The sequence below is a fragment of the Testudinibacter aquarius genome, from assembly GCF_004342725.1.
GTDB lineage: Bacteria > Pseudomonadota > Gammaproteobacteria > Enterobacterales > Pasteurellaceae > Chelonobacter > Chelonobacter aquarius.
Genome location: NZ_SMCP01000006.1, coordinates 1 through 22,269 on the forward strand (window position 1 = coordinate 1; position 22,269 = coordinate 22,269).

The following is a 22,269-nucleotide window of genomic DNA, read 5'->3' on the forward strand; positions in this document are numbered from 1 at the left end:
AAACGTAATGAGAAATGGGACGCTACACGCCATTTATCCACAGTATCTGTGGGTTAAAAATGTGTTTCCAAAAAAACAGGAAACACAGTTGCTACAAGAGAAATTAAATATCATTAAAATTCAATTAATTAGGTTTTATAATGTAGGGGCGGATTGCATCCGCCCATTGTTATCTCAGGTTTGTCAATAAACTGAGGGCGATGGAGTCGCCCTTGAACCGATTTATCGTACTAAACGAATAATCGCTTGCACGCTTTCGCCTTGCACTAATCGGCGGCGAATCCGAGATGTTTCCACACAAAGCATGGTTTGATAGCCGCTTTGCGACATGCTGGAGGTTTTTTTGTGCCATGGATTCCACACCACAATATCCGACGCATTGATATGCTCAATTTCAATCGTGCGCTGCTGTGCCTTATCTTCTATACGGCTAATCGGATTTTCTGCGGAGTAAATACAATCGGTTTCCTGATCGAATTGGCGTGGCGACGGCACATTTTCTTGTTGATTATTCAACGTGTTCAGTGCGGTTTTCGGCAAACCGTGTAGCGTGGTTTCGGCAATATCGCCCACATTAAAATAGCTGTGCAGTGCCAGTTGTGCCTCTTGCTCGCCGTAGTGAGTGAAACTTAGCCTACATTCAGCGCTAAACGTCATTTTCACTTCGGCTTCAACCAGGTTGTGCCGGTCATACAGGGTGAAATTCAGTTCGACTTGATCATCGCAGATTTGCCATTGGCTGAGCTGCCATAAGTTAATCCGCGCATAGCCATGCGCCGGACTGCCGTTATCTTTAAACCACGGATAACACACTGGAATACCGCCACGAATCGCAGCGCCCAACTTAAACGGCTCAATTTCACTCAACCAAAAAATATCCTGAGCAGCAAAGTGCGGTTGCCAACTCAGCAAATGCGCGCCTTGCAAGGCGATCATCGCTTTGCCCACAGCGTGATCCAGCACGATAACCGGGATTTCATTGATTTGTTGCAGCGAAAGGTTGGGGTGAATTTGTTTAATAAATTGGGCTTTTGGCAGTGACATAAGCGAATCCTTGTTGAAAGTGTTGTCAATATTCTACGCTGACTGGCGGGGTTGGCAACCGGATTTAGTTGTAACTAATGTGTAATTTTGTCTCCATTTGTTGATGGAGAATTCTAACCACAAAAATATCATTTTTACGTACACGGTAGAAAATCGTATGTTGTTGGTGGGGAAAGCTCATCAATGTAGTATCAATAGCAGTACATTTTTTGCCGATGAGAGGTGATGTGGCTAATCTTAATAGTGCATTTTCTAACGACAATAAATAGTCAGAGGCTTTTTGGGCTCCAAAATTTATCAGACTATAACGAGTAATTTTAGCAAAATCGTGCTCTGCCAGTTTTGAGAGTTTATACATTTAATAATTGTTTTTCGCGGTTAAAAATATCATGTAGAGTGAGATCGCTTTCTCCACTTTGATCACCGGCTAAAATTGCAAGGCGAAGAGTTTCATTTATCGCTTCCTGCTCCTCTAACAGCCGAAGTGCGGTGCGCATGACTTCGCTGGTTGAGCCGTAGCGTCCGGATTCAACCATACGGGTGATAAAATCGGTGAGCGGTTGACCGAGGGTAACGCTGGTGGTACGAGCCATAATGATGATCCTTTTGTGTGATTAATTCACACAAAAGATAACAGGTTTAGCTAAATCTTCAAGTCTTATTTTGATTCGCTCCAAGCCGGTTTACTCGCCAGCACCTTGGCATAAATCGGGCAATCCGCTTGATGGGCGCCGGGCAGATAACCGCTGCTCATCAGAAACTCATTGACGATTTCGCCGCCGACAAATTTGAATTGTTTTTTGAACAGCTTAACCCAGTCTTGAAGCGGGCGTGGGTGGTGTTGATCGAGCCAATTTTTGAATGAGCCATATTGCTGTTGTAGCAACAGAATTTGTTGTGCGTTATGAATCGCAGCGTTGACTTTCAGTTTGTTGCGCACGATACCGGCATCATTTAACAACCGCTCTCGGTCTACTGCGTTATAGGCGGCGACGCTGGCGATGTCGAATTGCGAGTAAGCACGACGGAAATTTTGCTGCTTTTTCAACATGAGTGTCCAACTTAGACCGGCTTGGTTGATTTCCAGCACGAGGCGTTCAAACAGCTCGTTGTCGCTTTCAATCGGGTAGCCGTAGCGGTGATCGTGATAGCGTTTATTCAGCTCGTCTTGCTCTGGTGTTAACTGGTTTACATAATCACAATAACTCATCAGTATTCTCTCTTTTTAAAATTAATTGGAACGAATGCGGCGCATAAACATCGGCAAGTCATCGGTCAGCACACGTTGTTCCATCAGATCTTTAATTGTTGCCGCACGAAACAACGCTTTTTCCGCTTTTTCGCCACTACGGCGTTAAAAGCCGTTCGTTTAGAATCACTAAACTTCACGACTTTTGCCTTGTATTGGCGAAAAAGTGTCTATAGCTCAAATTATAAACAAATATCAACAGACCCTAATATGCTGCAACATCGGATTGCCCTGATAGCTGTCCAGATCAAAAATATTGCTCTCCCAAAAGCGGTACATTTTTTCTAAATGTTTCTGCCAATGGCTACCCTGAATATGGCTGAACATATAGCCAATCCGTTCATCAGCCAGTACTTTTTGGTAAAAGGTGTTCACTAATAGCTCAATATCTTGTCGATTTTCGAGGAGTTTCTGCATCAGTATTTGTCTTATTTATTCGCCAACAAAACCGCTCTTTTCGGGGCAGGGTGGCCTTCAAGGGTTTTGCGGTGATCGTTCGGGTCAAGGAAGTCGATTAACGATTCATTTTGCAACCAGTCGGTTTTGCGCTGTTCTGCCAGTGAGGTGACTTCGACATCGACACAACGCACGTTTTTGAAACCGCACTTTTCCAGCCAGTTGATCAGCGCTGCCACCGACGGGATAAAATAGACGTTTTTCATTTTGGCGTAGCGATCCGGCGGCACCAGCACCGAATTGACATCACCGTCGATCACTAAGGTTTCCAGCACCAATTCGCCGCCGTTGACCAGCTGCTCTCGCAACTGGCTCAAATGATCCAACGGCGATTTACGGTGGTACAGCACTCCCATCGAAAATACGCTGTCGAATGCGGCAAGTGGCTGCATTTGTTCGATGCCCAACGGAATTAAATGCGCGCGGCGGTCATTATTAAGCAGTTTGCGCACCGCTTCGAACTGACATAAAAACAGCTCGGTCGGATCAATCCCGACCACCATGTTGGCACCCTCACCGACCATGCGCCACATATGATAACCGCTGCCGCAGCCGACATCTAAAATGGTACGATCCTGCAACGGCGCTAAGTGCGGTAGCACCCGATTCCATTTGAAATCGGAACGCCATTCGCAGTCGATATCAATGCCGTGCAGCTGATACGGACCTTTGCGCCACGGCATCAATTGTTTTAAATGGTAGATAATCCGTTGTTGTTCGCCAGCGGACAGCGGTTGGCTGGGAATCGCTGCGACCGCACTTTGCAAATTAATCTGTGAGGCGGTGAGTTCGGGCAAAAACTCAATCACTTTTGCCCATTTGGCGTATTCACCGTGGGCATTTTTTTGCCATTGGCTGAGCTGCAACGGCAATGTTTCTAGCCAGTTTGCCAGTTTGCCGGTGGCGATTTGTTGATAAAAAGGGCGAAAGTCGATCATGGGTTTCTCTATTGTGTTTTGTCTATTCTGTCTTTTCTATTTTCTTACTGTTTGATGGCGATCATCGATCCAAAGTTAAAGCACTGAAACCACAATTCAACGTGGGCAAAACCGACTTCACGCAACCGCACTGTGTGTTGCGGAATGGAATCGGTGCGCATCACATTCTCAAGTGCGGTGCGCTTCTGGCTGACCTCCAGCTCGCTGTAACCGTTGGCACGCTTGAATTCGTGGTGTAAGTCGATTTGCAGTTCGTTGATGCTCGGATCGTCAAAACGGAATTTCTCTGACAACACCAACACGCCACCGTGGTTCAGTCCGTGATAAATGTTTTGCAGCAATAAAGTGCGGTCAGCCGGCGGCAAAAATTGCAGCGTGAAATTCAAAATCACCATCGAGGCATTTTCAATTTTGATATTGCGAATGTCATCGCATACCACCTCAACCGCACTTTCACCGTGATAAGCATCGATGTGACGTTGGCAGCGTTCGACCATTGCCGGGGAGTTGTCCACTGCAATCAGCTTCACATTCGGCTGTTTGATATTGCGCCGTGCCGACAGGGTTGCCGCGCCGCGCGAGCAGCCCAGATCATAAACGTAGCTGTTCGGCTGCACAAAACGTTGTGCCAGCATACCAATCGCGGTGATGATATTGGAATAGCCCGGCACCGAGCGTTGGATCATATCGGGAAACACATCGGCGACGGCTTCGTCAAAAGTGAAATCGCCGATTTTTTCGATCGGCGCAGAAAAAATGGTGTCTTTATTCATCGGTTTTTTGCAAAGAGTGAAAGTGCGGTTATTGTAGCGAAAAACAGAGAACAGCGACAAATTATTTTAGTGCAGTGGCAAGTTGACCGCACTTTGAGTTCATTTTCGCGCATAGTCCATAAAAGCATATCTCATCATTTAGGGTCTGTTGATGTTTGTTTATATTTTGAGTTGTCGTTTAAAATGAGCACAATCTAGGCGTAAGCCGAAATCAATAGTGGGACTATTGATGAGGGTTACAACGACGAGTGTGCTCATTTTAAACACAATCCGTAGGACTATGACGCTTTTTCGCCACTACGGCGTTAAAAGTCGTTCGTTTAGAATCACTAAACTTCACAACTTTTGCCTTGTATTGGCGAAAAATAGTCTATAGCTCAAATTATAAACAAACATCAACAGACCCTAATGTCATTTGAAAATAACTTTATTAATCACTATACTTGCCGATTTTAACCTAACCTAAATTGACTTAAGGAACCAATATAATGAAAAAACTTGCTTTGACCGCAACATTGCTGGCGTTATCTGCTGGTGCTGCGCAGGCGTATACCGTGTTTGATAATGACAGCACTAAAGTTGAATTAGATGGCTCGCTGCGTTTTAAATGGACCAGCACTTCAAATAAAACTGAAACGGCAGATGGTACAAGTAAAGAACATATCAATAAGCCGGTGCAGAATAATGGTTCGCGTGCAGGTTTTAAACTTACCCAGCAGCTAGGCGACGGCTTCTATGCGATTGGTCGCATGCAGTTTCGGGCACGTGGAGCGGATAGTTACGGGCGTTCAAATTCGCAGCACGATTTCGATCATCTGTATACTCAGTATGCGTTTGCCGGTGTTGGGCATAAAAAATACGGCGAGTTGACCTATGGTAACCAGCTGGCTTACACCGATTATGTCAAACAAACTGACTTGGCAAATACCTTAAGTATTTCAGACGGTTATTATAATACTACCCAGCGCAACTCGTTGCAGTATGTGTATAAAGGTGTGCCGGGGCTGACATTAGCGGCATTTTACGGATTTGATTCTGAGCGCAATGCCAATATGACTGAGCGTGCCAATCGCCGCATCGACAGCTACGGCGGGGCAGCTATTTACAAATGGGAATTGGCAAACGGTCATAAGGTGACACTGGCAGCCGGTGCAGATCGTGAGCGCTATGAAAATGCCAATGGTTCAAGCTATAGCCGTGGCGTTTACTCCGTTGGCTCGGCTTACACCGTTGCCGATACCACATTTGGTTTAGATTTGGATCAACGCATTGTTGCCAATCAACAGGTGAATAGCGGCGGTGATGTGCGTCGTACTACTGATCGCGAACTGCGCGCCCTCGTATTCCACCGCTTGAACAAAGCTTGGAATATCTATACACAATACGGCTATCACACCACCAAAAGAGAAAGTGACACCTTGGCGAATTCAAAAGTGAAACGCGATAAATACATGATCGGCACAGAGTACATCTTGCTGCAATCAAGTGCGGATCAACCGTTTCGGGTGAAAACGTTTCTGGAAGGGCAATATGTGCGTGCCAAAACTTATAACGGCAGCGACATCAAAACCCTTGAAAGCAAAGATAAAGTAGCTGTGATTGGCTTGCGTATTTATTGGTAATGGTTAGCGGGCGGATGAATATTCGCCCTTTTGCCGACGACAGCGGCTAAACCGCACTTTGTTTTATTCTGCGCTTTATTCTGAGCTTTATTCTGCGGGGGCAGTTTGATATAGGTTAAGCTGAAATTTTATGCTATCGTGCACTCCATACGGTCAGTTTGGGCTGATTTTCTCGATAAAATAAAAAGGAAAGCGATATGAAAAAATCCGTGGTGGCGATCAGTGTCGTGGCAGCGTTGGCTGTGGTTTGGGCTGGTGGAACTTGGTACACCGGCAAAAATCTGGAACAGCAATATGCCGAAAAAATCGCAGATCTGAATAAAACGCTGACGCAGTATTTACCACCGGTTGATGGCAATGGCCTCAAAGTGGAAAACGTCAGCTATCAGCGTGGATTTTTCAGTTCGAAAATTGTAGATAAGCTGGTTTTGCAGGATCATGATCAACCGATTGAATTGGTGTTTGAAAGTGCGGTGCAACATGGTCCGTTGCCGTTGGCTCGTCTGCGAAAATTGGAGTTAAAACCGGTGCTATTGGCAGGCAATGCCAAATTGGTGAATAACTCAAGTGTAGCAACGTGGTTTAAGGCAGCCAAAGAGCAAACACCTTTCAGTACAGATTTTACGCTGGATTACAATGAGAAAGTGGTTGCCAGCAGCCGGTTTGCTGCATTGCAATGGGCTGAAGACAACCTTGAATTTAAGATGTCGGATCTCGTGATTGATTCGGATACCGATCTGAACGCAATCGGCAATATTAAATTGAACCTGGATCAGCTTAGTTTTTCGGAGCAAGCCTCTGAAACAGCGCAGAACAGCACCGCCTTGCAAATTAACGGCATCAAGATGGATAGTCGGCAGCAACAGGCAAAAGGCTTTGAAAATCTGGCGGTCGGCAGCAGCCGTTTGACCGTCAACGATATTTCGTTTGATCTGCAACCGGGAGAGCAAAGCGATGATTCGCCGCTGAAATGGCAACTCAGCGACACCAGCATCGATAGTGAAGTGCAATTGAATGACGGTTTTATTGATATTTTGTCTAAAAATCAGCTAGGTAAATTATTGATTGACGAAAATCATTTCGGGCAATTCCAGTTTGATCTGGGTATTAATCATCTTGACGGCAAATCGCTGAATGATTTGGTTGAATTGCTGAAAAATATGCCGGCAGACGGTGAATTTACGCCGGAACAAGACGAGCAAGGCAAGCAATTGTTGCAAACCCTTATGGCAAATCATCCACAACTACAATTTTTACCGCTAGCTTGGCGTAACGACGGCGGCACCAGTCAACTGAATCTTGATATCGGTTTCAATAATATTGATCAAGTTGGCGAAAATATATTGTCGCTGTTCTCCAAATTTGAACTCAGTGGAGCAGTCAATAAACAGATGTTGCGCAGCCTGATCACTACAGTAGTTGAAATGAATAATCCGGATATGACGGATCAAGGGCAAGCACAAACCATTGATGACTCTTATCAAGCGGCAAGCGCCGACTTACTTGTTGACGGTACATTTATTGATACCCCAGAAGCGTTTATCGCCAATTTGATCTTGGAAAACGGCGTCTTGAAACACAACGGTGAAGTGGTGCCGGAAGAGAAAATCAATGAATTTGTGATGAGCATGGTGATGGCTGCCGCATTTTACAATATGTCTGATGATGACCAATACAATCAAGATGATGAGCAATGGGGGGAAGATGGTGAGATCTATCCTGACGATCAGTTGGATGACAGTTTTTCGCCGGCAGATGAAGATTATGACTTGGCAATCCCGGATTTATCGCCGTCAGATTTAGAAGGTTTGCCGGAGGCAGCGCCACAACAATAGTTTTAAGAATATAACGAATTATATTTGTTCAAGTGCGGTTTCAGCCCGATTAGCGAACCGCACTTTTGATTTTGACGGCTGATAAACCAGTTCATTCCTACCAAAAATTCCGCTATAATCCGTCAGTTAATCTTCTCAACTTTTTCTCAATTTCGAGAATCGGGAATTCAATTTAAAATCAGCAAGGAACACACACTATGATGCGGACACATTATTGCGGATCACTGAATCAAAGCAATGTCGGACAACAAGTTACATTAAGCGGTTGGATTCACCGCCGTCGAGATTTCGGAGCGATGATTTTTGTCGATCTGCGTGATCGTGAAGGCATTGTGCAAGTGTTTTTTGATCCGGCACAGCAAGAGGCGTTTGCGGCGGCGGCGGCATTGCGCAATGAATTTTGTGTGCAGATTCAAGGGGAAGTGATTGCCCGCACCGAAAAAAATATCAATCCGGATATGGCGACCGGTGAAGTGGAAGTGCTGGCGAAAACGCTGAAAATTTACAACAGTGCCGCTGTGTTGCCGTTGGATTTCAATCAAAATAATACCGAAGAGCAGCGCTTAAAATACCGTTATCTCGATCTGCGCCGCCCAGAAATGGCACAACGGATTAAAACCCGTGCCAAAATCACCAGTTTTGTACGCCGCTTTATGGATGAACACGGTTTCTTGGATATCGAAACTCCGATGCTGACCAAAGCGACACCGGAAGGCGCGCGCGATTACTTGGTGCCGAGCCGAGTGCATAAAGGCAAATTCTATGCGTTGCCACAATCGCCGCAACTGTTCAAACAATTACTGATGATGTCCGGTTTCGACCGTTATTATCAAATCGTGAAGTGTTTCCGTGATGAAGATTTGCGTGCCGATCGCCAACCTGAATTTACCCAAATCGATGTGGAAACTTCGTTTATGAGCGCGGAAGAAGTGCGTGAAAAAATGGAAGGATTGGTGCGCGGCTTATGGCAACAGATTATCGGTGTTGATTTGGGGCAGTTCCCGATCATGACTTATGCCGAAGCGATGCGCCGTTTTGGTTCGGACAAACCGGATTTGCGTAATCCGTTGGAGCTGGTTGATGTTGCTGATTTGTTGAAAGCGGTGGAATTTAAAGTGTTCAGCGGCCCGGCGAACGATCCGAAAGGGCGCGTAACCGCACTTCGTGTGCCGAACGGGGCAACGTTGACCCGTAAACAGATTGATGATTACACCCAATTTGTCGGCATTTACGGTGCCAAAGGTTTGGCGTGGCTGAAAGTAAACGATCTCTCTGCTGGTGTGGACGGCGTGCAAAGCCCGATTGCCAAGTTTTTGTCAGCCGAGGTGCTAAGTGCGGTGTTGGCACGCACCCAGGCGCAAAGTGGCGATATTATTTTCTTCGGTTCGGATAAATACAATATCGTGACTGATTCGATGGGGGCATTGCGCCTGAAAGTCGGCAAAGATTTAGCGTTGACCCAATTAGAACAATGGAAGCCGCTGTGGGTAATCGATTTTCCAATGTTTGAACGTGACGAAGAAGGTCACTTGGCGGCAATGCATCACCCGTTCACTTCACCGAAAGATTTCAGCCCGGCAGAACTGGCGCAAGATCCGACCAGTGCGGTCGCCAATGCCTATGATATGGTGATCAACGGTTACGAAGTCGGTGGCGGTTCAGTGCGGATTTTCGATCAAAAAATGCAACAAACCGTGTTCAGCATTTTGGGCATTAACGAACAAGAGCAACAAGAAAAATTCGGTTTCTTACTCGATGCGCTGAAATTCGGCACCCCGCCGCACGCCGGCTTGGCGTTTGGTTTGGATAGACTCACCATGCTGTTGACCGGAACCGACAATATCCGTGATGTGATTGCTTTCCCGAAAACCACGGCGGCAGCCTGTTTGCTGACCGACGCACCGAGTATTGCCAACGAGCAAGCGTTGAATGAATTGGCATTGACGGTGGCGAAAGCGAAAGAGTAAATGCCAGGATTTAAACGCCCGGAATCGGTGTTGGTGGTGATTTACGCTACTGACACCCAGCGTGTGCTGATGTTGCAGCGTAACGATGATTCCGACTTTTGGCAGTCGGTGTCAGGCAGTTTGGAGCAAGGTGAAACCGCACTTTGCGCTGCAAAGCGTGAAGTGGCGGAAGAAACGGGGTTAAGTGCGCTCGGTTTAGTTGATTGCCAAAAAGCCATTGATTTTGAAATTTTCCCGCAATTTCGGTATAAATACGCACCTAATATAACCCATTGTCACGAACATTGGTTTTTATTGCCATTAGCTGATGAGTGTGAAGTGCGGTTGAGCGAGCATTCAGCGTATTGCTGGGTGACGGCAGAGCAGGCAGTGACAATGACGAAGTCGTGGAACAATGCGGCGGCGATTGAACAGTTCTTACTGACCACATAAGGCTAAAAATGAGTAAATATAGATTGGTGTTTTTACTGATGTTGTGCATGAGCCAATTTGCCAACGCGGTTAGCGTTCAATCAGTGCAGTTACCGAATAGTGCAGCGATTGCTAATATTGCCTTTGAAGAATCGGTCGGCTTGCTGGCAATCACGCAGCAGGGCGAATTATGGCAGCAGCAAGTGGATTGGCAATTGCTGAGTCATGATGTTGCGTCGGATAGCCCACTAGTTGCTGGATTTCAAAAAATTGCCTTTACCGATAAGCAACGGCATTTTCAATTGATTAGTCAAGGAAGGCTGCAATCATCAAGTATTAAAATTAGCCCACACTCCGGTTTTGTGCCGTTGGCATTGGCGACAATTGCCGTGGTTGAGCAGGACGGCAAGGCGCATATTGCCAGAATAGAGGCACAACCTGAATTGAAGGTTGTTGCAATACGCCAGGATTTTACAGTGTTGCCTGATTTAAATCCGCTGTCGCTTGAGTTGAATCATAACGGTAAGCATATTGCTGTGTTGGCAAAACCGACAAAGCAATATGCGCACGGCGTATTGGGAGATGGTTGGGAAGCGAAGCAAGTGCGGTATTTGGAACGGCACGATTTACGTGATTTAGCTGCACCCTTGATCTTAAATGAGATTGATGTGATTGAAGATAATGCACCGATTGCTGCGTATTATCAACAAAAAAACGCCATTGCAACCACCATTTCCAATGGGCAGGAAGGGGCTAGGGCTGCGTTGATTACTCTTGAGAATAATGCGCTGGTCGTGGCGGCACAAAGCAAACCGATTGGACAAGCGTACCGCTGGTTGTCGCTAATCAGCGCTCGGCAACAGCTGTTTTCAGTGGTTAAACCGCACTTATCGGGCACATTGACCGCATACGATACCAGCAAAGCAACGTTACCACAGAGTAAGTTGGCTCAAGGAGTGAGCAATCACAAAATCGGATCTTATCAGCGTAATATCAGCTTGGTCATGCACAACCAGATTGTTTTGCCGAGTGCAAATTTTCGTGAATTGAAAATGTGGGATCTAACACAAAATCGTTTTAGAGATGACAAGTTGGTATTTAACGCCGACATTGTAAAATTGGTGCAGTTTAAACAGGATTTTCTGGTGTTACTGCGTAATGGCGAGTTGCATCAGGTTTCATTTTAGTCAAAAACAAAAATAAGAGGAAATTGAATATGGCAGGGCATAGTAAATGGGCGAATATTAAACATCGTAAAGCAGCGCAAGATGCGCAGCGCGGTAAAATTTTTACCAAATTAATCCGTGAATTGGTTACCGCCGCCAAAATCGGCGGTGGCGATGCGGCAGCAAACCCGCGTTTGCGTGCGGCGGTGGATAAAGCCTTAGCCAGTAATATGACCCGTGATACCATTAACCGTGCGATTGAACGTGGCGTGGGCGGTGGCGATGATACCAATATGGAAACCCGCGTGTATGAAGGCTATGGTCCGGGCGGCACGGCGGTGATGGTGGAGTGTTTGAGCGATAACGCCAACCGCACCATTTCGCAAGTACGCCCGAGTTTCACCAAGTGCGGTGGCAACTTAGGCACGGAAGGCTCGGTCGGTTATCTGTTCACGAAAAAAGGCTTGATTTTAATTGCGCAAGGCGATGAAGATGCGCTGATGGAAGCGGCAATCGAAGCCGGTGCTGACGATGTGCAACCGCAAGATGACGGCAGTTTCGAAATTTATACCGCTTGGGAAGAGTTGGGCACAGTGCGCGACGGCATTGAAGCGGCAGGTTTTAAAATTGAAAGTGCCGAAGTGTCGATGATTCCGTCCACTACGGTGGATTTAGATGCTGAAGCCGCGCCCAAATTGCTACGCTTGATTGATATGCTGGAAGAGTGTGATGATGTACAAAACGTATATCACAACGGCGATATCAGCGACGAAGTGGCGGCGTTGTTGTAGTTTAGATTTATTTTTTACTGTAATAATTAAATAATGCCCTGAAATCAGGGCATTGCTATATGGAGAAAAATATGGCAAATATTATTAATGCAATCATTAATTTAGTCAGAGAACCACAATTTAGATTGCGTGAATATGCAACAGGTCGAAATCGTGCAAATAATATGGGGGAATCTTTAGAAGAATATATTAAAGATTTATTTGCTGATACGGTAAATGAAAATAACGAACAGATAAGAACTGAAAAAATTTCTTCAACTTTCAGTTATTTAGGTAATCAAAATAATCCTCCAGATATGATTTTAAAGCAAGGTGATGCAATTGAAGTGAAAAAAATTGAGTTGCCTAATTCAAGTCTAGCGTTAAATAGTAGTTATCCAAAAGCAAAACTATTTTCTTCAAATCCAATGCTTAAGAAAGCTTGTCGTGAATGTGATGGTGGTAATTGGATTGAAAAAGATATGATTTATAGCGTTGGTGTAGTTGATAATGATAAATTAACCGCTTTATGTTTCGTTTATGGTGATGATTATTGTGCTACACAAGATGTTTATGAACAAATTAAAATGTATATAAAAAAAGGTATCACTCAAATTGAAGATGTTGAATTTTCTGAAACTAAGGAATTGGGTCGAGTAAATAAAGTGGATCCATTAGGAATTACCTATCTAAGAATTAGAGGCATGTGGGGGATTGAAAACCCATTTACGGTTTTCAACTATATTTATACTAGAAATCCTAATTGCTCCTTTAATTTTATGGCAATTATTAATGATGAGAAGTTCAATTCACTAGAAAATAAATCTGATTTATTTTCTAGTGCGGAGAAAAATAATTCATTGGTTATTAATGATATTAAGATTAAAGATCCTAATAATCCAGCTAAACTAAAAAATGCGAAGCTAATTACCTTCTTATATAGTGAGGAATGATGAATATTATTAGTTTATTTTCTGGTGCGGGCGGCTTAGATTTAGGTTTTGAGCAGGCTGGCTTTAAAATTATCTTTGCAAATGAGTATGATAAAACAATTTGGGCTACTTATAAAAAAAATCACTCGGCTTATTTAGATACCCGAGATATTAGAAAAATATTATCAAATGATATTCCAGATTGTGATGGTGTTATTGGCGGTCCACCCTGTCAATCTTGGTCTGAAGCAGGATCATTAAAAGGTATTAATGATCTTCGAGGACAATTATTTTTTGATTACATTCGTATCATTCGAGAAAAGCAACCTAAATTTTTTCTAGCTGAAAATGTAGTTGGAATGATGTCTAAAAGGCATGAGATGGCAGTTGAGACTATCAAAAAAATGTTTATTGAGTGTGGCTATAATCTTACGGTTAATTTAGTTAATGTATCTGATTATGGTATCCCACAAGATAGAAAGCGTGTTTTTTATATTGGTATAAGAAAAGACCTAAATAAAAATTTCAAATTTCCAGTAAATAAGCCTATAAAAAGAACATTGAAAGACAGTATTTTTGATTTAAAGGATAGTGCTAAACCAGCACAAGCTAAAAATAAAGCTAATCAAAATTTGAAAATACTAAATCATGAATACTTTGAGGGTGGTTTCTCGACTATTTTTATGAGTAGAAATAGGGTTCGCCAATGGGAGGAATTCGGTTTTACTGTTCAGGCTAGTGGGCGACAAGCACAATTACACCCACAAGCACCGATAATGCCCAAGATCGATAAAAATAAGCATATTTTTGCTGAGGGATACGAATATTTGTATCGAAGAATGACAGTTCGTGAATGTGCGAGAATCCAAACATTTCCAGATGATTTTGAATTCATTTATGATAGTGTAGATACTGGTTATAAAATGGTGGGCAATGCTGTTCCAGTCGAAATGGCAAAAATTATTGCAAGCAGTATAAAAGAGCAAATTTTTCTATGACAATCATTCTAGGCATTGACCCCGGTTCGCGTGTCACCGGATACGGTGTGATTCGGCAGAACGGGCGCAAGTTGGAATATCTGGGCAGTGGCGCGATCCGTACTGCGGTGGAGGATTTGCCGACCCGCTTGAAGCGGATTTATGCCGGTGTCAGCGAAATTATCACCCAGTTTCAGCCGCAAATGTTTGCGATTGAGCAGGTGTTTATGGCGAAAAATCCTGATTCCGCCTTGAAACTGGGACAAGCGCGCGGCGTGGCAATTGTTTGCGCCACCAATTTTGATCTGCCGGTATTTGAATATGCGGCACGTTTGGTCAAACAAACCGTGGTCGGCAGCGGTTCTGCGGATAAAGTCCAAGTGCAGCATATGGTGACCCGCATTCTGAATTTATCGGCTGAACCACAGGCGGACGCCGCCGATGCGCTGGCGATTGCCATTACTCATGCACACAGCTTGCAGCACTCTCTTCAAATCGGAAAAACAGCCAATACCGCACTTAAAATGGAAAAGAGCGGTTTAATTCTCCAAGCGCGTTATAGTCGTGGGCGCTTTCGTTTAAAAGCAGAAAAATAACTGGTTATTTATACAGTTTTATTTTATGCTAAGCACATTGCATTCTTTTCAGTAGCAAAGAGAAAATTCACTATGATTGGACGTTTACAGGGAACGATTATCGAAAAACAACCGCCGGAAATTTTACTGGATGTGCAGGGGGTCGGCTATGAGCTGCTGTTGCCGATGACTAGTTTTTATAATTTGCCGGAAATCAATGACAGTGCAATATTGTTTACCCATCTGGTGGTGCGTGAAGATGCGCATCTGCTGTTTGGTTTTGCCACTAAGCAAGACCGCACTTTGTTCCGGGAATTGATTAAAACCAATGGCGTCGGGCCGAAACTTGCGCTGGCAATTCTCTCAGCGATGTCGGTTGATGAGTTTGCATTTGCGATCGAGCGGGAAGAGTTGTCTAAACTGGTGAAAATCCCCGGTGTCGGCAAAAAAACCGCAGAGCGGTTATTGGTTGAATTAAAAGGTAAATTTGCCAATATGCCGAAGGCTGATTTCTTTGTTAAAATGCCGAACGGTAGCCATCATGATCTGGATTTGAGCACGCCGAATTATGAAGATGATGCGGTAGCGGCACTGGTGGCGTTAGGTTATAAAGCCTTGGATGCAGAAAAAATGGTGAAACGGGTTGCCAAACCGGAACTGACAAGCGAACAATTGATTCGTGAAGCGTTAAAAGCGGCGCTATAAAACAGAAGAGAAAAGAGCGGTATGATTGAAGCAGATCGAATTATCAGTGCGGCAGAAATCGGTGAAGAAGATGTTCTTGATCGTGCGATTCGCCCTAAATTATTGCAAGATTATGTCGGGCAGAATGCGGTGCGTGAGCAGATGGATATCTTCATCCGAGCGGCAAAACTGCGCAAAGATGCGCTGGATCACCTGCTGATTTTTGGCCCGCCGGGATTGGGGAAAACCACGCTTGCCAATATTATTGCCAATGAAATGGGGGTGAATATCCGCACGACCTCAGGTCCGGTGTTGGAAAAGGCCGGGGATTTGGCGGCGATGCTGACTAATCTTGAAGCCCATGATGTGCTGTTTATTGATGAAATTCACCGACTTTCACCGGCAATTGAAGAAGTGTTGTATCCGGCAATGGAAGATTACCAACTGGATATTATGATCGGCGAAGGGCCGGCGGCACGCTCGATTAAATTGGATTTACCACCGTTCACCCTTGTCGGCGCAACGACACGCGCCGGTTCATTGACTTCACCGCTGCGTGATCGTTTCGGGATCGTACAACGTTTGGAGTTTTATTCGGTGGAAGATTTGACCTCGATCGTGACGCGCAGCGCCAATTGCTTAAATTTGCGGATTGAAGAGGGAGCTGCTTTGGAAGTTGCTCGCCGTTCACGCGGTACTCCGCGTATTGCCAACCGTTTGCTGCGTCGGGTGCGTGATTATGCCGATGTAAAAAACAGTGGTTTGATTAGTATTGAAATTGCTTGCTCGGCACTGAAGATGTTGGATATTGATGCCAAGGGTTTTGATTATATGGATCGTAAACTATTAAGTGCGGTGGTGGAGCGCTTTGACGGCGGTCCGGTCGGTTTAGACAGCTTGGCGGCGGCTATCGGTGAAGAACGGGAAACAATTGAAGATGTATTAGAACCGTATTTGATTCAGCAAGGGTATTTACAGCGTACGCCACGTGGACGGATCGCAACCTCAAAAACTTATCTACATTTGGGCTTGGATTCCCGTATTTAGTGAGTAAATAAGTTTTTATAAGAGAATGAGTGGTTAAGGTTGAATTTGTTGATTCTTGATGTTGTTCAGTGCAACCAAGCCTTTGTCACAGCTTTTGATCTGTACTTCACGTTCTAAAGCTAAGATTTGTTTTTTACTTTGTGAGAGTTTGTTTTTGATATTGGCGAACTGGGTGTGAGTGCCCGGTTGTTTTTCCGCTTCTTTGATCAGTTGCTCGGTTTCGGTAAAGAGTTGGTTACATTGCTGCGGAATACTGCTTGTTATGGGGGTGCTGGTAGAGGTATTGGCTGAGGCAGCACCGATGAGTAATGCCAGAGCAGCAGAAGCAACAATTTTTTTTAACATTTCCTTTTCCTTCGATGAAAAATACAAAAACAACGAGACAACATTGGCGCTATCGATACATTTATCAGCCTTGATAATTTTGCCTGCGAAAAATCTTTCCACAAAATAGCAAAAGAATAAAACGATGTCTATAAAAGCAACGAAAATATTTGTTTTATGTGTAGAATGTCCGACTAAATTTATAGGGTATGTGTATAAAAAATAGCAATATTTTCAATAAATTGATTTAAGTCAAAATGAGGTGGTCCGTGAATAGAGTGATTTTTTGAGATATGTTCAAAAATGTGACGGGAATATTAATTTTTCTGTTTTTAATACTCGCATTACAGAGTATTATAGGCAGGCATAAATTTAGCTTATTTAAAGATTTATCTAGATTGTGTCAATTTGGCTGGTTTGGATAAGTGTTTTGAGTAAGTTAACTTTATTAACATCAGGAATATTTGTCGGATGTTTGGGGTGATTACGAATGTAATCAATGTCAGAGAAACTTGTAGTATATACAAGGAGTTGAGATGTTAGATATTGTTGAACTCTCGAGATTGCAGTTTGCGTTAACTGCGCTATATCACTTTTTGTTTGTACCACTTACTTTAGGCCTTTCCTTTATTCTGGTGATAATGGAAACCTTGTATGTGGTTACCGGCAAAGAAGTGTATAAAGATATGACCAAATTTTGGGGTAAATTATTTGGTATCAATTTCGCCTTAGGGGTAACAACCGGGATAACAATGGAATTCCAGTTTGGTACCAACTGGTCGTACTATTCACATTACGTTGGCGATATCTTCGGTGCGCCTTTGGCTATTGAAGCGTTATTGGCTTTCTTTATGGAATCGACTTTTGTCGGCTTGTTCTTCTTCGGATGGGACAGATTGTCAAAAGGCAAACATTTGATGGCGACTTATTTGGTTGCATTCGGCTCCAATTTGTCGGCGATGTGGATTCTGGTAGCAAACGGTTGGATGCAAAATCCGATTGGATCTGAATTTAATTTTGAAACCATGCGAATGGAAATGACCAGCTTCTTGGATTTGTGGTTGAATCCTGTGGCACAAAGTAAATTCTTGCATACCTTGTCTGCGGGTTATGTTTGTGGCGCTATTTTTGTATTGTCCATCAGTTCTTACTACCTGTTAAAAGGTCGTGATATTGGTTTTGCAAAACGCTCTTTCTCCGTTGCTGCGTCTTTCGGCATTATTGCTATTTTCTCCGTCTTGCTGATGGGGGATGAATCCGGTTATGAAATCGGACAAGCACAGCCGGTGAAATTGGCTGCGATGGAAGGGGAATGGCATACTTCACCTGCGCCTGCTGATTGGAATATGGTGATTATCCCTAACGAAGCGGAAATGAAAAATGACTTTGCAATCCAAATTCCTTATGTTGCGGGGATTATTGCAACGCGTTCTTTAACCAAAGAAATTACCGGTTTAACCGAGCTGAAAGCTATTAATGAAAAGCGTGTTCGTAATGGTATTATGGCCTATGATTTATTGCAGAAATTGCGTAGTGGTAGTGCCAGTGAAGCGGATAAAGAGTTGTTTAAAGTTTACCAAAAAGATCTAGGATTTGGCTTATTGTTAAAACCATATACTGAAAATGTGGTCGATGCAACAGAAGCGCAAATTCAGCAGGCTGCTGCGGATACGATACCTAAAGTGGGACCAACATTCTGGTCATTCCGTGTCATGATGTTGGCCGGTGGTTTAATGTTACTGTTATTGATTGGTGCATTTGCTCAAACTGCACGCAAAACAATCGGTTCTAAACCTTGGTTCTCAAAAGCACTCCTGTTTGCTTTACCGTTGCCATGGATTGCAATTGAAAGTGGCTGGTTCTTGGCGGAATATGGTCGTCAACCTTGGGCAATTTATGAAATGTTGCCGGTCGGCGTGGCAAATTCTGCTTTGACAACCGGTGATCTATGGTTCTCAATCATTTTAATCTGTGCGTTATACACGATTTTCTTGATTGCAGAAATGTATCTGATGTTCAAATATGGACGTTTGGGACCAAGTTCATTGAAAACCGGTCGCTACCATTTTGAACAAACAGCAAGATAATCAGGAGCCTAATCATGATTGACTACGAAATTCTACGCTTTATTTGGTGGCTGCTTGTGGGCGTTTTGCTCCTGGGTTTTGCAGTGACCGATGGTTTTGACATGGGGGTTTTGACCCTATTGCCTTTCGCTGGTAAGAAAGAAGTTGAGAAACGAATTATGATCAACTCGATTGCACCACATTGGGACGGCAACCAAGTCTGGCTATTGACCGCTGGTGGAGCAATGTTTGCTGCTTGGCCGATTGTTTATGCGACATCTTTCTCCGGCTTCTATATTGCCATGATTTTGGTGTTAGCCGCACTTTTCTTCAGACCGGTTGGTTTGGAATATCGTGCGAAAATTGATAATCCAAAATGGCGTACAGCCTGGGACTGGGGATTATTCCTTGGTGGCTTTGTACCGTCATTGGTATTCGGTGTGGCATTCGGTAACTTATTACAAGGTGTTCCATTTGAATTTAACGATATTTTACAAGTTAAATATACCGGTTCATTCTTCGGTTTGCTGAATCCATTTGCTTTGCTGTGTGGTTTAATCAGCTTGTCTATGCTGACAACTCAAGGTGCAGCATGGTTACAAATGAAAACCACTGCCGAATTACGTGATCGCGCACGTATGATCACTCAAGTCGGGGCGTTTGCAACCGTTATCACTTTTGTGTTGGCTGGGGTATGGTTGTTATTTAAAGATGGTTATATTGTAACCAGCGTTATTGATAAGAGTGGCCCTTCAACGCCGTTGGGGAAAGAGGTTATCTTGGAAACCGGTGCATGGTTTAACAACTACAGAGAAATGCCGATTCTTTGGGCACTGCCGATTCTTGCGGTTGTTTCTGGCTTATTGAACATTGTGTTCTCTAAAGCTAATCGCTCTGGATTTGCATTCCTGTTTTCATCATTGACGATGGCAGGTATCATCTTTACTTGTGGTGTTGCAATGTTCCCATTCATTATGCCGTCAATTACTCATCCGAATACCAGTTTGCTGATGTGGGATTCTACATCTAGCCACCTGACATTAATGCTGATGTTTGTGCTGGCATTAATTTTCGTGGTGATTTTGCTGGCCTATACGATTTGGGCATACGCAAAAATGTTTGGTCGCTTGGATAGCAACTTTATCGAAGAAAACAAAAACTCACTATACTAATACAAGTAAAGTAGTACAAGTAAAGAGGAATTATTATGTTTTATATAGCTTGGGTGTTAGGCGTTTTATTAGCGGTTTTCTTCGCGGCTATCGTTACGATTAGTATTGAAAAAACCGGTAAATTTGATGAGTAACTATGATTGATCGACTCTATCAATTGGTAAACAAGGGCTCTTATAGAGCCCTTTCACTTATCCTTGCCATCGTCTTAATGGGATCTATTTTCCTGAATGCCAAAAAATTTGCGCTGGAATTAGGTGGCCCTTCGCCGCTGTTCACACTATTTTTGATTTGGGGAACTTCTACATTATGGATTCATGGCATTGGTTTAGAAATTAGAAAAGATCGTTGGAAGGCAATATTTAATCCACTTATTGGTTATTGTGCTGCAGTAACCGGATTGGTTTACATCTATATTGTTTAATACGGCAACTCAAAGTGCGGTTTTAAAACCGCACTTCCATTCTTTATTATCATTATATTTTTATTTGTAACAACAAAGTGCGCCACCTTTGTTGTTTGTGGATAGATAATCTCCATCAACAGACCCTAAGCAAGCCGTCAATATGTTTTATGCGATTAAAAATATAATTTGTGATCCAGCTCCCAATCACTAGACAAGTATCAAACAATTCTTGATAATAGCAACTTCGAAAATGGGGAGATAGAAATGACGCAGCAGATGCCAATCAGAGTTTACTACGAAGATACGGATGCCGGCGGAGTAGTTTATCATGCCCGTTATCTTCATTTTTTTGAAAGGGCTAGAACGGAGTTTTTGCGAGAATTAGGTTTCGAGCAGCAAAAATTATTGGTTGATTTTCATTTAGCGTTTGTAGTACGCAAAATGCAGATTGATTACCGAACAGCGGCAAAATTAGATGATGCTTTAGTGGTGGAAACTCAAATCCGACAGCTTAAGCAGGCAAGTATTGTTTTTGAACAGAAATTATTAAGGGAAGATGAATTATTGTCGGAGGCAACTGTCTTAGTTGCAACGGTAGATTTATCGAAAATGAAACCGATACCGATGCCTGAGGAAATCAGGGCGGTGTTGGCAGCAGAGTAAATATTGTAGAACTGACTAATCGGGGTTATTGATGTCAACAGAGTTAAATTTCCTGGCACTTTTTTTAGATGCAAGTGTGATCGTACAGATTGTAATCGCAATCTTGATCCTTTTTTCTATTATGTCATGGGCTATTATTATTCAGCGCAGCGGTATTTTGCGCCAAGCGTTAAAATCTTCTGCCAGCTTTGAAGATCGTTTCTGGTCAGGTGAAGATTTAAATAAACTGTATGAAGGCATGGATAACCGCCGTGATGGCTTAAGTGGCAGCGAACAAATTTTTTATGTTGGTTTCAAAGAGTTTTTGCGTCTGCAACAAACGGCGTCAAGCACACCGGAATCGATTATTCAAGGAACGAGCCGTGCAATGAATCTGACCTTGAACCGTGAAATCGAAGATGTAGAAAACCGTATTCCGTTTTTGGCAACTGTTGCGTCGATCAGCCCATATATCGGGTTATTCGGTACAGTATGGGGAATTATGCACGCATTTATGGCACTGAGTAATGTGAAACAAGCCACCTTGCAAATGGTTGCGCCGGGGATCGCAGAAGCGTTGATTGCCACTGCAATTGGTTTGTTTGCTGCAATTCCGGCAGTAATGGCATATAACCGTTTGAGTTTGCGTGTCAGCAAATTGGAGCAGAACTATGCCAACTTTATCGATGAATTCACGACAATTTTACATCGTCAGGCTTTTGCTAAAAAAAGCGTTAATTAATTTCCGCACAGCGTATCGTAAAGTATAAGAGGATAGTATGTCATACAGACGCAAACGTCGTGATATGAAGTCGGAAATTAATATTGTTCCGTTTCTGGATGTGTTATTGGTGTTACTGTTGATTTTTATGGCGACAGCGCCAATTATTAGCCAGAGTGTGCAGGTTGAATTGCCGGATTCGGTGGATAGTCAGTCGGTTTCCAATGAAGATAAAACACCCATTATTTTAGAAGTCGCGGGTGTCGGCAGCTACACGTTGGCGATCAACGGTGAACGACATGAGAATTTAACCGAGCAGATGGTGACCGAAATGGCAAAACAAGAGTTTGATAAAGATAACAACAGCTTGTTTTTAGTCGGTGGTGCAAAAGAAGCACCTTATGAAGAGGTGATCAAAGCTTTGAATTTGTTGCATCTTGCCGGTATTAAATCCGTCGGCTTAATGACCAACCCTTTATAATAGAATAATCA

At 43.5% G+C, this 22,269-nt stretch carries 27 protein-coding genes; 19 read left to right on the top strand and 8 right to left on the bottom strand.

All coding sequences use genetic code 11. The features are described from left to right. On the top strand, nucleotides 1–190 hold a 190-nt coding region (locus tag EDC16_RS12745; protein ID WP_208857785.1), incomplete at its 5' end, for a hypothetical protein. A 32-nt stretch (nucleotides 191–222) separates the two neighbouring features. On the opposite strand, the gene EDC16_RS07275 is transcribed toward EDC16_RS12745, so the two are convergent. The 7 genes from EDC16_RS07275 to cmoA all read right to left on the bottom strand — a co-directional run bounded on the left by EDC16_RS07275 (nucleotide 223) and on the right by cmoA (nucleotide 4,460). Further along, complete coding sequence (locus tag EDC16_RS07275; RefSeq protein WP_132966935.1) at nucleotides 223–1,044, bottom strand: D-hexose-6-phosphate mutarotase; 822 nt, start codon at nucleotides 1,042–1,044, stop codon at nucleotides 223–225. 64 nt (nucleotides 1,045–1,108) lie between these two features. Next, nucleotides 1,109–1,402 carry a type II toxin-antitoxin system RelE/ParE family toxin gene (locus EDC16_RS07280; RefSeq protein ID WP_132966937.1) on the bottom strand — a complete coding sequence of 98 codons (294 nt, stop codon included), beginning with the start codon at nucleotides 1,400–1,402 and terminating at the stop codon, nucleotides 1,109–1,111. Then, nucleotides 1,395–1,637, bottom strand: coding sequence for a type II toxin-antitoxin system ParD family antitoxin (locus EDC16_RS07285; protein WP_132966939.1), 243 nt, complete (start codon nucleotides 1,635–1,637; stop codon nucleotides 1,395–1,397). The genes EDC16_RS07280 and EDC16_RS07285 overlap by 8 nt, the downstream gene beginning before the upstream one ends. Nucleotides 1,638–1,702: 65 nt before the next feature. Further along, nucleotides 1,703–2,254, bottom strand: a complete 552-nt coding sequence (locus tag EDC16_RS07290; RefSeq protein WP_132966940.1) for a DNA-3-methyladenine glycosylase I — start codon at nucleotides 2,252–2,254, stop codon at nucleotides 1,703–1,705. A 234-nt stretch (nucleotides 2,255–2,488) separates the two neighbouring features. Beyond that, nucleotides 2,489–2,710, bottom strand: coding sequence for a group III truncated hemoglobin (locus tag EDC16_RS12845; protein WP_232517253.1), 222 nt, complete (start codon nucleotides 2,708–2,710; stop codon nucleotides 2,489–2,491). 11 nt (nucleotides 2,711–2,721) lie between these two features. Continuing rightward, the gene (gene cmoB / locus EDC16_RS07300) at nucleotides 2,722–3,687 is read right to left on the bottom strand and encodes a tRNA 5-methoxyuridine(34)/uridine 5-oxyacetic acid(34) synthase CmoB (RefSeq protein WP_132966942.1); all 966 of its coding nucleotides are present in this window, start codon (nucleotides 3,685–3,687) and stop codon (nucleotides 2,722–2,724) included. 44 nt (nucleotides 3,688–3,731) lie between these two features. Continuing rightward, on the bottom strand, nucleotides 3,732–4,460 hold the full coding sequence (gene cmoA, locus EDC16_RS07305; protein WP_132966945.1) for a carboxy-S-adenosyl-L-methionine synthase CmoA: 729 nt from the start codon (nucleotides 4,458–4,460) through the stop codon (nucleotides 3,732–3,734). A gap of 488 nt (nucleotides 4,461–4,948) precedes the next feature. Between cmoA and EDC16_RS07310 the strand changes: the two genes are divergently transcribed. The 11 genes from EDC16_RS07310 to ruvB all read left to right on the top strand — a co-directional run bounded on the left by EDC16_RS07310 (nucleotide 4,949) and on the right by ruvB (nucleotide 16,446). Then, nucleotides 4,949–6,082 carry a porin gene (locus EDC16_RS07310; RefSeq protein WP_132966947.1) on the top strand — a complete coding sequence of 378 codons (1,134 nt, stop codon included), beginning with the start codon at nucleotides 4,949–4,951 and terminating at the stop codon, nucleotides 6,080–6,082. A 197-nt stretch (nucleotides 6,083–6,279) separates the two neighbouring features. Continuing rightward, nucleotides 6,280–7,917, top strand: coding sequence for a YdgA family protein (locus tag EDC16_RS07315; protein WP_132966948.1), 1,638 nt, complete (start codon nucleotides 6,280–6,282; stop codon nucleotides 7,915–7,917). A gap of 197 nt (nucleotides 7,918–8,114) precedes the next feature. After that, a complete protein-coding gene (aspS, locus tag EDC16_RS07320) occupies nucleotides 8,115–9,884 on the top strand; it encodes an aspartate--tRNA ligase (RefSeq protein ID WP_132966950.1) in 1,770 nt (589 codons plus the stop codon). After that, a complete protein-coding gene (gene nudB / locus EDC16_RS07325; RefSeq protein ID WP_132966952.1) occupies nucleotides 9,885–10,316 on the top strand; it encodes a dihydroneopterin triphosphate diphosphatase in 432 nt (143 codons plus the stop codon). A gap of 8 nt (nucleotides 10,317–10,324) precedes the next feature. Further along, nucleotides 10,325–11,482 (top strand): hypothetical protein, encoded by a 1,158-nt coding sequence (locus EDC16_RS07330; protein WP_132966953.1) that lies wholly within the window; start codon nucleotides 10,325–10,327, stop codon nucleotides 11,480–11,482. Nucleotides 11,483–11,511: 29 nt separating this feature from the next. Beyond that, complete coding sequence (locus tag EDC16_RS07335; protein WP_132966955.1) at nucleotides 11,512–12,252, top strand: YebC/PmpR family DNA-binding transcriptional regulator; 741 nt, start codon at nucleotides 11,512–11,514, stop codon at nucleotides 12,250–12,252. 71 nt (nucleotides 12,253–12,323) lie between these two features. Then, the gene (locus EDC16_RS07340) at nucleotides 12,324–13,184 is read left to right on the top strand and encodes an NgoPII family restriction endonuclease (protein WP_132966957.1); all 861 of its coding nucleotides are present in this window, start codon (nucleotides 12,324–12,326) and stop codon (nucleotides 13,182–13,184) included. Continuing rightward, nucleotides 13,181–14,161, top strand: coding sequence for a DNA cytosine methyltransferase (locus EDC16_RS07345; RefSeq protein ID WP_232517240.1), 981 nt, complete (start codon nucleotides 13,181–13,183; stop codon nucleotides 14,159–14,161). Before EDC16_RS07340 ends, EDC16_RS07345 begins: the two co-directional genes overlap by 4 nt. Next, on the top strand, nucleotides 14,158–14,736 hold the full coding sequence (gene ruvC, locus EDC16_RS07350; RefSeq protein WP_132966959.1) for a crossover junction endodeoxyribonuclease RuvC: 579 nt from the start codon (nucleotides 14,158–14,160) through the stop codon (nucleotides 14,734–14,736). The genes EDC16_RS07345 and ruvC overlap by 4 nt, the downstream gene beginning before the upstream one ends. Nucleotides 14,737–14,808: 72 nt before the next feature. Further along, entirely contained in the window at nucleotides 14,809–15,420 is a 612-nt protein-coding gene (gene ruvA / locus EDC16_RS07355; RefSeq protein ID WP_132966961.1) for a Holliday junction branch migration protein RuvA, read from the top strand. Nucleotides 15,421–15,441: 21 nt separating this feature from the next. Then, nucleotides 15,442–16,446, top strand: coding sequence for a Holliday junction branch migration DNA helicase RuvB (gene ruvB, locus EDC16_RS07360; RefSeq protein WP_132966963.1), 1,005 nt, complete (start codon nucleotides 15,442–15,444; stop codon nucleotides 16,444–16,446). 33 nt (nucleotides 16,447–16,479) lie between these two features. Here the strand turns inward: ruvB and EDC16_RS07365 are convergent, their stop codons facing one another. Beyond that, nucleotides 16,480–16,791, bottom strand: a complete 312-nt coding sequence (locus EDC16_RS07365; RefSeq protein ID WP_132966965.1) for a DUF5339 domain-containing protein — start codon at nucleotides 16,789–16,791, stop codon at nucleotides 16,480–16,482. A gap of 515 nt (nucleotides 16,792–17,306) precedes the next feature. On the opposite strand from EDC16_RS07365, the gene EDC16_RS07370 reads away from it, so the two are divergent. The 7 genes from EDC16_RS07370 to tolR all read left to right on the top strand — a co-directional run bounded on the left by EDC16_RS07370 (nucleotide 17,307) and on the right by tolR (nucleotide 22,258). Continuing rightward, complete coding sequence (locus EDC16_RS07370; RefSeq protein WP_132966967.1) at nucleotides 17,307–18,857, top strand: cytochrome ubiquinol oxidase subunit I; 1,551 nt, start codon at nucleotides 17,307–17,309, stop codon at nucleotides 18,855–18,857. Between the two features lie 14 nt (nucleotides 18,858–18,871). Beyond that, nucleotides 18,872–20,008, top strand: coding sequence for a cytochrome d ubiquinol oxidase subunit II (cydB, locus tag EDC16_RS07375; RefSeq protein ID WP_132966969.1), 1,137 nt, complete (start codon nucleotides 18,872–18,874; stop codon nucleotides 20,006–20,008). Nucleotides 20,009–20,043: 35 nt separating this feature from the next. Continuing rightward, on the top strand, nucleotides 20,044–20,142 hold the full coding sequence (locus tag EDC16_RS07380) for a CydX/CbdX family cytochrome bd oxidase small subunit (RefSeq protein WP_132966971.1): 99 nt from the start codon (nucleotides 20,044–20,046) through the stop codon (nucleotides 20,140–20,142). 2 nt (nucleotides 20,143–20,144) lie between these two features. Then, the gene (gene ybgE, locus EDC16_RS07385) at nucleotides 20,145–20,432 is read left to right on the top strand and encodes a cyd operon protein YbgE (protein ID WP_132966973.1); all 288 of its coding nucleotides are present in this window, start codon (nucleotides 20,145–20,147) and stop codon (nucleotides 20,430–20,432) included. 246 nt (nucleotides 20,433–20,678) lie between these two features. Then, on the top strand, nucleotides 20,679–21,077 hold the full coding sequence (gene ybgC / locus EDC16_RS07390; RefSeq protein WP_132966975.1) for a tol-pal system-associated acyl-CoA thioesterase: 399 nt from the start codon (nucleotides 20,679–20,681) through the stop codon (nucleotides 21,075–21,077). Nucleotides 21,078–21,108: 31 nt separating this feature from the next. Then, nucleotides 21,109–21,798 (top strand): protein TolQ, encoded by a 690-nt coding sequence (gene tolQ, locus EDC16_RS07395; RefSeq protein WP_132966977.1) that lies wholly within the window; start codon nucleotides 21,109–21,111, stop codon nucleotides 21,796–21,798. A 37-nt stretch (nucleotides 21,799–21,835) separates the two neighbouring features. Beyond that, complete coding sequence (tolR, locus tag EDC16_RS07400; RefSeq protein WP_132966979.1) at nucleotides 21,836–22,258, top strand: colicin uptake protein TolR; 423 nt, start codon at nucleotides 21,836–21,838, stop codon at nucleotides 22,256–22,258. Nucleotides 22,259–22,269: the final 11 nt, after the last annotated feature.